A 12,910-nucleotide genomic window follows, 5' to 3' on the forward strand; every position below is an offset into this window, starting at 1 on the left:
ATAAAGAGCCGCATTGCGCGGCTCTTGTCGTTTCTGTGCTTCAGGGCAACTCCGGCGGTTGCCACTCTTCTATTTCAATAAGCACCAGTATCGCCGCGTCACCGCCATACTCTTTCGGGGCCTGGTGAAACGCCATCACATGCGGGTGCTGCGCCAGCCATAGCGGTGTCTGCTGCTTGAGAATATGTTTGCCGTGGCCGTGCATTACACAGGCGCAAAACACATGTTCGCGACGGCAGGCGGCAATCAACGCCCCCAGTTCCTGCTTCGCCTGAAGCTGGGTTAAACCGTGCAGATCAAGAAACAGCTCTGGGGCATAATCGCCACGGCGGATCTTTTTCAGCTCAAAATGGCTGACATCGTCGCGCACATATTTTACCGGGCCTTCGGTGTTTAACAGCGGCTGGAACTCATCAGAAAAATAGTGGCTGTTATCGGCCTGCTCCTGCAACAACCGTTTCTCCGGCACTTCAGTGATTTTTTTTCGCGCCGGGCGATGAACTACGGTGTCCTGCTTAATCTGGCGCGTACCGGTCATTAGTTGCCGGAACAGCGCCTGTTCCTCCTCGCTAAGCGATGGTTTCTTTTTCATCTGCGCATCTCATCTTTTCTTTTTTTCAGTGTACCCGACTCATTGCGCCAGCGGTGCAGCAAAATGCATTTTTACCCCGCGCAGGTGCGTGAGAATGCTGATTTATCGCCGTCTTCGTGGCAAACTAGCCGCCGAATTTAATGCGAGCATGCGCCTGGGGGATACCATGGATAAAATTTTCGTCGACGAAGCAGTGAACGAGCTGCACACCATTCAGGACATGTTGCGCTGGTCGGTAAGCCGATTTAGCGCCGCCAATATCTGGTACGGCCATGGCACCGACAACCCGTGGGACGAAGCGGTACAACTGGTGTTGCCAACGCTCTACCTGCCGCTGGATATCCCGGAAGATATGCGCACCGCGCGTCTGACCTCCAGCGAGCGTCACCGCATTGTTGAGCGCGTGATCCGCCGCGTTAATGAACGTATTCCGGTGGCTTACCTCACCAATAAAGCCTGGTTTTGCGGCCACGAATTTTATGTCGATGAGCGCGTGCTGGTGCCGCGTTCGCCGATTGGCGAGCTGATCAACAACCATTTTGCTGGTCTTATCGATGAACAGCCGAAGCACATTCTTGATATGTGTACCGGTAGCGGCTGTATCGCGATTGCCTGTGCTTATGCCTTCCCGGAAGCGGAAGTGGACGCCGTCGATATCTCCACAGACGCGCTGGCGGTAACCGAGCACAACATCGAAGAGCACGGTCTTATTCACCATGTGACGCCAATCCGCTCCGACGTTTTCCGCGACTTACCGAAAGTGCAGTACGACCTGATTGTGACCAACCCGCCGTACGTTGACGAAGAAGATATGGCAGATCTGCCGTCTGAGTATCGCCACGAACCGGAACTGGGCCTGGCCTCTGGCAGCGATGGCCTGAAACTGACGCGCCGCATCCTCGCCTGCGCGCCGGATTACCTCTCTGACAACGGCATCCTGATTTGTGAAGTGGGTAACAGCATGGTACATCTGATGGAACAATATCCGGACGTACCGTTTACCTGGCTGGAGTTTGATAACGGCGGGGACGGCGTCTTCATGCTGACCAAAGCGCAGCTTATCGCCGCTCGCGAACATTTCAGCATTTATAAAGATTAAAACGACGCTCAACACAGACAACGACAACGGAGCCGTGATGGCAGGAAACACAATTGGACAACTCTTTCGCGTAACCACCTTCGGCGAATCGCACGGCCTGGCGCTCGGCTGTATTGTCGACGGCGTGCCGCCGGGCATTCCGCTGACCGAAGCGGATCTGCAACACGATCTGGACAGACGCCGCCCGGGAACATCGCGCTACACCACCCAGCGCCGCGAGCCGGATCAGGTGAAAATCCTCTCCGGCGTGTTTGAAGGCGTGACCACCGGCACCAGTATTGGTCTGCTGATTGAAAACACCGATCAGCGTTCGCAGGATTACGGCGCGATTAAAGATCTGTTCCGTCCGGGACATGCAGATTACACCTACGAACAAAAATATGGTGTGCGCGATTATCGCGGCGGTGGCCGTTCTTCTGCTCGTGAAACGGCGATGCGCGTGGCGGCTGGCGCTATTGCTAAAAAATACCTGGCGCAGAAATTTGGCATTGTTATTCGCGGCTGTCTGACGCAGATGGGCGACATCCCGCTGGAGATCAAAGCGTGGGATCAGGTGGAGCAGAACCCGTTTTTCTGCCCGGACCCCGGTAAAATTGACGCGCTGGATGAGCTGATGCGCGGCCTGAAAAAAGAGGGCGATTCCATTGGCGCGAAAGTGACCGTGGTTGCCGATGGCGTACCGGCAGGTCTTGGCGAGCCGGTGTTTGACCGCCTTGACGCGGATATTGCCCATGCGCTGATGAGCATTAACGCGGTGAAAGGCGTTGAAATTGGCGATGGCTTCGAGGTGGTAAAACTGCGCGGCAGCGAAAACCGCGACGAAATCACCAAACAGGGCTTTCAGAGCAATCACGCGGGCGGCATATTGGGCGGTATCAGTAGCGGTCAGCAAATTATCGCCAATATCGCACTGAAACCCACCTCAAGCATTACCGTGCCCGGAAAGACGATCAACCGCTTTGGCGATGAGGTCGAAATGATCACCAAAGGTCGTCACGATCCGTGCGTTGGTATTCGCGCCGTACCGATCGCGGAAGCGATGCTGGCGATTGTCTTGATGGATCACTTCCTGCGTCAGCGCGCGCAAAACGCTGATGTAATAACCGATATTCCACGCTGGTAATCATGAAAAAAACGGCAATCACCCTGTTTGCCCTGCTGGTGAGCGCAACTGCCATGGCGGCGACGCCATGGCAAAAACTGACCCATCCCGTTGCCGGTAGCCCACAATCTATCGGCGCGTTTTCCAATGGATGCATCGTTGGCGCGCATGAGCTGCCGCTGCAATCGGATCACTACCAGGTGATGCGCACCGATCAACGGCGCTATTTCGGTCATCCGGATCTGGTGCTGTTCATTCAGCGCTTCAGCACGCAGGTGTACAACCTCGGGCTGGGTACGGTGCTGGTAGGCGATATGGGGATGCCAGCCGGTGGGCGCTTTAACGGCGGTCACGCCAGCCACCAGTCGGGGCTGGATGTCGATATCTTCCTGCAGCTTCCCAAAGCACGCTGGAGCGCGGCGCAATTGCTGAAACCACAGGCGCTGGATCTGGTTTCCAGCGATGGCAAACAGGTGGTTCCCGCGCTGTGGAAGCCGGAAATCAGCAGCATGATCAAGCTGGCGGCGGAAGATAACGAGGTAACGCGCATTTTCGTTAATCCGGCAATCAAGCAGCAGCTATGCCTTGATGCAGGAAGCGATCGTGACTGGCTGCGCAAAGTGCGCCCGTGGTTCCAGCATCGCGCGCATATGCATGTGCGCCTGCGCTGCCCGGCGGACAGCCTGGAGTGTCAGGATCAACCGCTGCCACCGCCAGGCGATGGTTGTGGCGCAGAATTGCAAAGCTGGTTTGAACCGGCGAAGCCGGGTAGTTCAACGCCTGAGAAAAAGACGCCGCCGCCGTTGCCGCCGTCCTGCCAGGCTTTACTGGATGAACACGCACTCTGATGGAACTCTTTCAACAACTGTTTATGGTGTCACCGCTGCTGCTGGTGACGCTTTTTTTTGTCGCGCTGCTAGCCGGGTTTATCGACGCGCTGGCGGGCGGGGGTGGGCTGCTAACCGTTCCGGCGCTGATGGCGGCGGGCATGTCACCGGCGCAGGCGCTGGCGACCAATAAATTGCAGGCCTGCGGCGGTTCGCTTTCGTCATCGCTCTATTTTATTCGCCGCAAAGTGGTAAACCTCGCCGATCAGAAGCTCAATATTTTGATGACCTTCCTCGGTTCTACCACCGGCGCGCTGCTGGTGCAGCATGTGCAATCCGATGTGCTGCGCCAGATCCTGCCAATTCTGATTATCTGTATTGGCCTCTATTTCCTGCTGATGCCAGGGCTGGGCGAAGAGGATCGTCAGCGCCGCTTGTACGGCCTGCCTTTCGCGCTGGTTTCCGGCGGTTGTGTTGGTTTCTACGACGGTTTCTTTGGTCCGGGCGCAGGCTCGTTTTACGCGCTGGCGTTTGTCACGCTTGCGGGTTTCAACCTGGCAAAATCGACCGCTCATGCCAAAGTGCTGAATGCCACCTCCAACGTCGGCGGGCTGCTGCTATTTATTATTGGTGGCAAAGTGGTGTGGGGCACCGGCTTTGTTATGCTGGCCGGGCAATTTCTCGGCGCGCGCATGGGCTCGCGTCTGGTGCTCAGCAAAGGGCAAAAGCTCATTCGTCCGATGATTGTGATTGTCTCGGCGGTGATGAGCGCAAAACTTCTCTATGACAGTCACGGGCAGGAGATCCTCCAGTATCTGGGGGTGAATGTATGACGCATCACTATCAACAACTCATTGATATTTTCGACGGCTGTTTTGCCGACGATTTTAATACCCGTCTGATTAAAGGCGACGACGAACCGATCTATCTTCCTGCTGATGCGGATGCACCTTATAACCGCATTGTTTTTGCCCACGGCTTTTATGCCAGCGCGTTACATGAAATTTCGCACTGGTGCATCGCGGGAGCCGAGCGGCGCAAGCTGGTTGATTTTGGTTACTGGTACTGCCCGGACGGACGCGATGCGGCGACGCAGGGGAAATTCGAAGATGTTGAAGTCAAACCGCAGGCGTTTGACTGGTTATTCTGCGTGGCGGCGGGTTTCCCGTTTAACGTCAGTTGCGACAATCTGGAAGGCGATTTCGAACCCGATCGCATCGTGTTCCAGCGCCGTGTGCATGCACAGGTGATGGCGTATCTGGAGCAGGGCATTCCTGAACGTCCGGCGCGTTTTATTAAAGCACTACAGGATTATTACCAGACGCCGCCCTTAGCGGCAGCACAGTTTCCGTGGCCGGAAGACCTGTAAGGCCATTTTTTAAATGAGGAAGAGAGATGATCGCGGAGTTTGAATCACGCATTCTGGCGTTAATAGATAACATGGTGGACCACGCCAGTGATGATGAGCTGTTCGCGGGCGGTTATCTGCGCGGCCACCTGACGCTGGCGGTGGCGGAGCTGGAGAGCGGCGATGACCATGCGCCGGAAACCCTGTATGGAAAAGTGACCACCAGTGTGCAAACCGCTATTCAGGCGGGGGAATTATCGCCGCGCGATCAGGCGCTGGTGCTCGGCATGTGGGAAAACCTGTATCAGCAGGCGAAAGCGCACTAAGCCGTCCTTTCCCTCTCCGTTCAGGAGAGGGAAAACATTCACTTCATTTCACCGTTTTACCTTTCAATAACTTTCTGACCCATAAACGATTCGGGTTCATTGCCGCGAGCGTTTCACCGTCCAGCGGGATCGGTTCATTGCTCATTTGCGATGCCAGGATTTCTGCCGCCAGCGGCGCGCTACACAGCCCGCGTGAACCCAGCGCACCCAGCATAAACAGACCGTCATAGACGGGCGCGCTGACGGCTGTTTCGCTGTGTTCTGATAGGGTGGCATAGGCGTTAAGCGTTGCGCCGTAATCCGCGACGTTGCCAACCATCGGCAGGTGATCGCGCGTGGCGCATCGCACGCCGCAGCGCGCATCGCCCGCGCTGACATCCACCGTTTTGGCCCATGACGCCTGCGGGAAGCAGTCGAGCAACCGCTGGCGGTTCTGCTGCTGATCGGCCTCGCTGTAGGCGGTATCCTGCTGACCGCGATGATAACTTGCGCCAATGCAGTGCTGCTGATTGTGCGGGTTTTGCGGCGTCAGGTAGCCGTCATAGCACAGCACCTGGCGCAACGGGCTGAGCTGAGGCGTGGTGGGAATATGGCTGACCTGGCCTGCCACCGGGTACACCGGCAGTTTTTCCGTTTGCGCAAAATGGTGAATGCGGTGCCCGTTAGCCAGCACCACGACGGCATGCTGGCGTAACTCGCCGCCTTTGATATGCAACTGCCAGTGATTATCGTCAGTCGTTAATTGCTCGACATCATGACCATAGTGCACCTGTAAGCCCTGTTCACAAGCCAGCGCGATGGCTGCTGCCGTGAGCTGCGCCGGGCAAAGCCAGCCGCCAGCCGGGTAAGTGATGCCACCGCAGCCGGTTTCCACACCGCAGAGCGCATCGGCTTCACTTGCCTCAACGCGCCTGGCGAGTTCCGGGGGCAGATCCAGCGTCAGCATCTGTTCGATTTTGTGCTGGCTTTTTTCATCCCAGCCAAGTTGGGTCACGCCGCACCACTGATGGTCGAATTCGACGGGAAGCGCATCGTACACGCGGCGGGCAAAGGTAAAAGCCGCCGGGAAGAAGCGCGCCAGCGCCGGATCGTGGGCGCTGAGCAACGGATAGAGCGCGCCCTGACGGTTGCCGGATGCGCCTTCGGCAGGAGCCTCATCGGCGCAATACAGCGTGACCTGCCAGCCGCGACGCAGCAACGCCAGCGACAACAGGGCGCTGGCTACACCGCCGCCAATTAACGCCACTTCGCGTTTCTCTGTACCGCTGCGGGCAAACCACGGCGCACGGACTGCAGGCGCTCGCGGGTTTTCCATCACCCCGGTGAGCATTTCGCGTTTGCGGCCAAAACCTTTGCTTTTGTGCATAGTAAAACCCGCTTCTTGCAGACCGCGCCGGACGAAACCCGCCGAGGTAAAGGTCGCCAGCGTACCGCCTGGCCTTGCAAGTCGCGCCATCGCCTGAAACAGATTTGCTGTCCACATGTCCGGGTTTTTGGCGGGTGCAAACCCATCAAGGAACCAGGCGTCTACGCTCTGGTTGAGCGAATCATCCAGCGTATCGGTCAGGTCGTTGATATCACCGAACCATAAATCGAGCGTCACACGACCGCCATCCAGCAACAGGCGGTGGCAACCGGCAAAAGGCAGCGGCCACTGCGCTTGCAGTTGTTCTGCCCAGCTCGCCAGTTCCGGCCAGTGGGCGTGCGCTTTGCGCAGATCGTCGCGGGTGAGCGGAAATTTTTCAAAACTGATGAAATGTAATCTTTCCAGGGTAGTGTCGGGGTTAACTGCGCGAAAGGCCGTAAACGCCTGCCAGAGAGTAAGGAAGTTCAGACCGGTGCCAAAACCGCTCTCCGCCACCACAAACAGCGGGCGCGGGTGGTCAGGAAAACGGTGTTCAAGACGGTTGCCGCCGAGAAAAACATAACGTGTCTCTTCCAGCCCGTTATCATTAGAGAAGTAGACGTCGTCAAAATCTCGGGAAACAGGTGTACCCTCAGCGTTGAATTCCAGGTTGGCGGATTGTATAGCGGTTTGTTTCACGTAAGTTACTCGTCCATCAAGCAGTGTCACGATCTTAACGAGGGACAAAGAAAGGCGCAAATTTCCTCAGAAATTGTCTGATCGGACTTGTTCGGCGTACAAGTGTACGCTATCTTGCGACTCGAAACTTAATTAGTGCGACTTTAGGGGTATTGAATGAAACGTGCAGTGATTACTGGCCTGGGCATCGTTTCCAGCATTGGTAGCAACCAGCAGGAAGTCCTGGCATCCCTGCGTGAAGGACGCTCAGGGATCACATTCTCTCAGGAATTCAAAGATTCCGGCATGCGCAGCCACGTATGGGGTAACGTTAAACTGGACACCACTGGTTTGATTGACCGTAAAGTGGTTCGTTTCATGAACGATGCCTCTATCTATTCCTATCTCTCCATGCAGCAGGCGATTGACGATGCTGGCCTGAAAGACGAGGTTTATCAGAACAACCCGCGCGTGGGCCTGATTGCAGGTTCTGGCGGCTCGTCTAAATCTCAGGTTTTCGGTGCTGATGCAATGCGCAGCCCGCGTGGTCTGAAAGCGGTTGGCCCGTATGTGGTCACCAAAGCGATGGCGTCTGCGGTTTCCGCGTGCCTCGCAACACCGTTTAAAATTCACGGCGTTAACTACTCTATCAGCTCCGCGTGTGCCACTTCCGCGCACTGTATCGGTAACGCGGTAGAGCAGATCCAACTGGGCAAACAGGACATCGTTTTTGCCGGCGGCGGCGAAGAGCTGTGCTGGGAAATGGCTTGCGAGTTCGACGCGATGGGCGCGCTCTCGACCAAATACAACGAAACGCCGGAAAAAGCGTCCCGTACTTACGATAAAAACCGTGACGGTTTCGTTATCGCAGGCGGCGGCGGTATGGTAGTGGTTGAAGAGCTGGAGCACGCGCTGGCGCGCGGCGCGCACATTTATGCGGAAATCGTTGGCTATGGTGCGACCTCCGATGGTGCAGACATGGTAGCGCCGTCAGGCGAAGGCGCAGTGCGTTGCATGAAGATGGCGATGCACGGCGTTGATACCCCGATTGACTATCTGAACTCCCACGGGACTTCCACGCCGGTTGGCGATGTGAAAGAACTGGGCGCTATCCGCGAAGTGTTCGGCAACAACAGCCCGGCGATTTCCGCGACCAAAGCGATGACCGGTCACTCTTTGGGTGCTGCGGGCGTGCAGGAAGCGATCTACTCCCTGCTGATGCTGGAGCACGGCTTTATCGCCCCGAGCATCAACGTGGAAGAGCTGGATGAGCAGGCTGAAGGCCTGAACATCGTCACTAAACCGATGGATGCCACGCTGACTACCGTGATGTCTAACAGCTTCGGTTTTGGCGGCACCAACGCCACTCTGGTGATGCGCAAACTGAAATAAGTTTGTCTTACCGCGAGAAGGGGAGCCTGAGGCTCCCTTTTTTATTGCCCGCTTTAAACCCTCTTCTGCGAATGCAGCAGCATTTTTGGGCTCTGTCTTGATTGCTTTCGAATTTCCCTCTTACCGAACTGGTCGAGGCTTTTTGGCAGAGTTTAGCACGCACCCTGGCGGCGAAAATAATTCCGCGTTTATTCAGGGGATTTTTACGCGTTGACAACCCGCTACGTTGACAGGCAAACTCCACCCGCAACATTATCCCCACGATAATGCGTAAGCGTTTAACGTTAACCAACGCGCCTTAATCCTGAAACTCAGGTAGAGGGGGCGTGGTACTTCCAAATCCCGCCTTACTCTGCGTTATGGAGTAATGCATGTCTGCAGAATCACAATCTGTTCGTTCTTCTTCAGCGAATGTCTCGCTGTTTCGCATCGCTTTCGCGGTGTTTCTCACCTATATGACGGTTGGGCTGCCGCTACCGGTGATCCCGCTGTTTGTTCACCACGAGCTTGGCTACGGCAACACGATGGTCGGTATCGCTGTCGGAATTCAGTTTCTTGCTACTGTCTTAACGCGCGGCTACGCCGGGCGGCTGGCGGATCAGTTCGGCGCTAAACGCTCAGCGTTGCAGGGAATGTTTGCCTGCGCACTGGCCGGTGTGGCATGGCTTCTCGCTGCGCTGTTGCCGGTTGAACCGCTGGCGAAATTCGCGTTGCTGGTGGTGGGGCGTTTAATTCTCGGCTTTGGTGAAAGCCAGTTACTGACCGGAACGCTGACCTGGGGCATGGGGCTGGTTGGCCCGGCGCGTTCCGGCAAAGTGATGTCGTGGAACGGGATGGCGATTTATGGCGCGCTGGCGGTCGGTGCGCCGCTGGGGTTATTGATCCACAGCCAGTTTGGTTTTGCGGCGCTTGCTGCGACCACTATCGCGTTACCGTTTGTTGCCTGGGCCTTTAACGGCAGCGTGCGCAAAGTACCGGCACATACGGGTGAGCGCCCGTCGCTGTGGAGCGTGGTTGGGCTTATCTGGCAGCCGGGGCTTGGGCTGGCATTGCAGGGCGTCGGCTTTGCGGTTATCGGTACCTTTGTTTCGCTCTATTTCGCCAGCAACGGCTGGGCAATGGCGGGCTTTACCCTGACCGCCTTTGGCGGTGCGTTTGTGCTGATGCGCATTCTATTTGGCTGGATGCCGGACCGTTTTGGCGGCGTGCGGGTGGCGATAGCCTCGCTGATGGTTGAAACCGTGGGGCTGTTGCTGCTTTGGCAGGCGCACGACGCGTGGATGGCGCTGCTTGGCGCGGCGCTAACCGGCTGCGGTTGTTCGCTGATCTTCCCCGCGCTCGGTGTTGAAGTGGTAAAACGCGTGCCGCCGCAGGTGCGCGGTACGGCGCTTGGCGGTTATGCCGCGTTTCAGGACATCTCGTATGCCGTTACCGGCCCGCTGACCGGCCTGCTGGCAACCTCGCTCGGTTATCCGTCGGTGTTCCTCGCCGGGGCCATATCGGCGGTGACCGGCATTATCGTGACGTTAATTGCTTTCCGCCCACGTAAATAGCGCCGAAAACCGCAGCAATAAAACTCTTTGCAACCGGTTTCACAAAACAAGCCCGCAATGATGTCATGTCATCGCGGGCTTGTTTATCCTTGGTTCAACATTGAGCGAAAGGAGAGAGATATGCCTGGGTTTAAAGCGGATTTTTTATGGGGTGGCGCTGTTGCCGCGCATCAGCTGGAAGGCGGCTGGCAGGAAGGCGGTAAAGGCGTGAGTGTCGCCGATGTAATGACCGCAGGCGCGCACGGCGTACCGCGTGAAATTACCGACGGCGTGCTGCCCGGTAAAAATTATCCCAACCATGATGCCATCGATTTTTACCATCGCTACAAAGACGACATTAAGCTGTTTGCCGAGCTGGGTTTTAAATGTTTTCGCACCTCCATCGCCTGGACGCGTATTTTCCCGAAAGGCGACGAACTGGAGCCAAACGAAGCCGGGCTGCAATTCTATGACGATCTGTTCGACGAATGCCTGAAGTACAACATCGAGCCGGTGATTACCCTTTCCCATTTCGAAATGCCTTATCACCTCGTCACCGAATATGGCGGCTGGCGCAACCGTAAACTCATCGACTTCTTTGTCCGCTTCGCCAATGCCGTTTTCACCCGCTACCGCAGCAAGGTGAAATACTGGATGACGTTTAACGAAATCAATAATCAGGCCAACTACCACGAAGATTTCGCGCCGTTTACCAACTCCGGCGTGAAGTACCAACCCGGTGAAGATCGCGAAGTGATTATGTATCAGGCGGCGCATTACGAGCTGGTGGCGAGTGCGCTGGCGGTAGAAGCCGGACATAAAATCAACCCGGATTTTAAAATTGGCTGCATGATCGCCATGTGCCCAATCTATCCGTTAACTTGCGCGCCGGACGACATGATGATGTCGGTGGTGGCAATGCATCGCCGCTACTGGTTTACCGATGTGCATGTGCGCGGTTATTACCCGCAGCATCTGCTCAACTACTTCGCGCGCCGTGGTTTCAAACTCGACATTACCGATGAGGATTTGCAGATCCTCACGCGTGGCTGCGTCGACTATATCGGCTTCAGTTACTACATGTCTTTCGTGACCAAAGCGAAAGAAGATAACCCGCAACTGGATTACGACGAAACCAAGAGCCTGGTGCCGAACCCGTATGTCAAAGCGTCCGACTGGGGCTGGCAAATCGACCCGGTTGGTCTGCGTTACTCCCTGAACTACTTCTACGACATGTATCAGTTGCCGCTGTTTGTGGTGGAAAACGGTTTTGGCGCGATTGATAAGCCCGAAAGCGACGGTGTGGTCAATGACCAGTACCGCATTGACTATATGCGTAACCACATCAGCGAGATGAAAAAAGCGGTAGTGGAAGATGGTGTTGATTTAATGGGTTACACGCCGTGGGGTTGTATCGATCTGGTTTCGGCGGGCACCGGTGAAATGAAAAAACGTTACGGCTTAATCTACGTCGATAAAGACAATGATGGCAACGGCACGCTGGCGCGCAGCCGCAAGAAATCGTTCTGGTGGTATCAGGACGTGATCAAACATAACGGTGACAATCTGTAAAAGCGAATCCCCTCCAGCGGAGGGGATTTTTTTAACTGAGTAGCCAGAACAGGAACGCTACGATCAGCAGGGCGATAAAGAAGAAACCCGGACGGGTAGAAATCGCTTTTACCGTCTCTACAATCGGTGCCACGAACGGGCTGTAAATCGGTTGAATATCGCGCACCTCAATCATCCCCGACGCCCGCTCGGTGCGGCGCAAGAACACATGATTAAGAATATCCTGCACCTGCGCGGTGGTTAACACCGTCTGCGGCGTCGCTTGCCATGTCTGCTGCGCGTATTCGGTGATGCTGCGCATCTCGTTGTTATCCAGCGGTTGCTTCAGCACCGTCTGGATGACGTGCAGTGTCGGCGCGGGATGCGTGCTCAATGTCTGACGCGCCTGCAGCCAGGTCATCAGCGGCGTAAAGTGTTTTGCCGGGATCAGTTCGCCGCTTTTCACGCCAGACAGCTCCAGCATCGATTGCCAGATAAGTTTGCCCGATTCGCCGGTGGCCGCCGTCAGTTTGATAACCGCCTGGTTGAGCGAGTTATGCTCCGCGGGCAACAATAGGCGCTCGGTGGAAGGGCGCTGTTGCGGCTGTGGAATGGTGATTTGGTTGTTTTGCAGCATCGTCAGCACCGTTTTCAACTGCTGCGGTGTCAACTGGCTTAGCGCCGTCTGCCCGAACTGCTGACGAATAAAATCACTCACCGCCTGGCGATTATTCCCCTGGCTTAACAGCTCCGTCAGCTGTGACACCATCTGGCGAGTTGTGTGGTTTTGCGTTGCCGTCTCTACACGCTGGTTGAGGTTCTGTTCTGCGGCCGGAAAATGGCGGGAAAGCAGCGGCGTGTCGTTCTTCAGCCCTAAATCATGCTTAACGCCCGCCCACACTTCCGCGCTCTGCTGTTGGGTCAGCGCAATCAGGCGAATAACCAGACGCTCGAGCACGGTGCGCTGCATCGTGGATAACGGTTGTTCGCCGATATTATTGGCGGCTGGAGCTGGCTCTTGCCCGGGAGGGCGCGCGGGGGCACCCTGAATGGGTTGAATCATGGTTTCCTCTTACTCTCGCGTGGCGGTGGCGGCATTGCGGGTATGCCCGGCCGCG

12 protein-coding genes are annotated in these 12,910 nt (G+C 56.2%); 9 read left to right on the forward strand and 3 right to left on the reverse strand.

What is annotated here, in order from left to right:
* Positions 1-40 precede the first annotated feature (40 nt).
* Positions 41-592 (reverse strand): endonuclease SmrB, encoded by a 552-nt coding sequence (gene smrB, locus ACFX4U_RS12410; RefSeq protein WP_200550311.1) that lies wholly within the window; start codon positions 590-592, stop codon positions 41-43.
* Positions 593-758: 166 nt separating this feature from the next.
* On the opposite strand from smrB, the gene prmB reads away from it, so the two are divergent.
* The 6 genes from prmB to ACFX4U_RS12440 are packed head-to-tail and all read left to right on the forward strand — an operon-like array spanning position 759 to position 5,294.
* Complete coding sequence (gene prmB, locus ACFX4U_RS12415) at positions 759-1,691, forward strand: 50S ribosomal protein L3 N(5)-glutamine methyltransferase (RefSeq protein ID WP_131406943.1); 933 nt, start codon at positions 759-761, stop codon at positions 1,689-1,691.
* A gap of 37 nt (positions 1,692-1,728) precedes the next feature.
* Positions 1,729-2,814: a chorismate synthase gene (gene aroC, locus ACFX4U_RS12420; RefSeq protein ID WP_313508597.1), complete on the forward strand. Its 1,086-nt coding sequence runs from the start codon at positions 1,729-1,731 to the stop codon at positions 2,812-2,814.
* Between the two features lie 2 nt (positions 2,815-2,816).
* Complete coding sequence (gene mepA / locus ACFX4U_RS12425) at positions 2,817-3,641, forward strand: penicillin-insensitive murein endopeptidase (protein WP_305735436.1); 825 nt, start codon at positions 2,817-2,819, stop codon at positions 3,639-3,641.
* Entirely contained in the window at positions 3,641-4,453 is an 813-nt protein-coding gene (locus ACFX4U_RS12430) for a sulfite exporter TauE/SafE family protein (protein WP_305735437.1), read from the forward strand. The genes mepA and ACFX4U_RS12430 overlap by 1 nt, the downstream gene beginning before the upstream one ends.
* Positions 4,450-4,989 carry an elongation factor P hydroxylase gene (locus ACFX4U_RS12435; RefSeq protein WP_017458637.1) on the forward strand — a complete coding sequence of 180 codons (540 nt, stop codon included), beginning with the start codon at positions 4,450-4,452 and terminating at the stop codon, positions 4,987-4,989. The genes ACFX4U_RS12430 and ACFX4U_RS12435 overlap by 4 nt, the downstream gene beginning before the upstream one ends.
* 26 nt (positions 4,990-5,015) lie before the next feature.
* Positions 5,016-5,294, forward strand: a complete 279-nt coding sequence (locus ACFX4U_RS12440) for a YfcL family protein (RefSeq protein ID WP_020454568.1) — start codon at positions 5,016-5,018, stop codon at positions 5,292-5,294.
* 43 nt (positions 5,295-5,337) lie between these two features.
* Here the strand turns inward: ACFX4U_RS12440 and mnmC are convergent, their stop codons facing one another.
* Positions 5,338-7,338, reverse strand: a complete 2,001-nt coding sequence (mnmC, locus tag ACFX4U_RS12445) for a bifunctional tRNA (5-methylaminomethyl-2-thiouridine)(34)-methyltransferase MnmD/FAD-dependent 5-carboxymethylaminomethyl-2-thiouridine(34) oxidoreductase MnmC (RefSeq protein WP_349350511.1) — start codon at positions 7,336-7,338, stop codon at positions 5,338-5,340.
* A gap of 156 nt (positions 7,339-7,494) precedes the next feature.
* Here mnmC and fabB point away from each other — a divergent pair, with 156 nt between their 5' ends.
* The 3 genes from fabB (at position 7,495) to ACFX4U_RS12460 (ending at position 11,813) form a co-directional block, all read left to right on the forward strand.
* Positions 7,495-8,709 carry a beta-ketoacyl-ACP synthase I gene (gene fabB, locus ACFX4U_RS12450; protein ID WP_305735440.1) on the forward strand — a complete coding sequence of 405 codons (1,215 nt, stop codon included), beginning with the start codon at positions 7,495-7,497 and terminating at the stop codon, positions 8,707-8,709.
* Positions 8,710-9,080: 371 nt separating this feature from the next.
* Complete coding sequence (locus ACFX4U_RS12455) at positions 9,081-10,262, forward strand: MFS transporter (RefSeq protein WP_313508607.1); 1,182 nt, start codon at positions 9,081-9,083, stop codon at positions 10,260-10,262.
* 120 nt (positions 10,263-10,382) lie between these two features.
* Positions 10,383-11,813: a 6-phospho-beta-glucosidase gene (locus ACFX4U_RS12460; protein ID WP_200550319.1), complete on the forward strand. Its 1,431-nt coding sequence runs from the start codon at positions 10,383-10,385 to the stop codon at positions 11,811-11,813.
* Positions 11,814-11,844: 31 nt separating this feature from the next.
* On the opposite strand, the gene flk is transcribed toward ACFX4U_RS12460, so the two are convergent.
* Entirely contained in the window at positions 11,845-12,852 is a 1,008-nt protein-coding gene (flk, locus tag ACFX4U_RS12465) for a flagella biosynthesis regulator Flk (protein WP_313508625.1), read from the reverse strand.
* Positions 12,853-12,910: the final 58 nt, after the last annotated feature.

The organism is Kosakonia sp. YIM B13588, assembly GCF_042788165.1.
GTDB classification, from domain to species: domain Bacteria; phylum Pseudomonadota; class Gammaproteobacteria; order Enterobacterales; family Enterobacteriaceae; genus Kosakonia; species Kosakonia sacchari.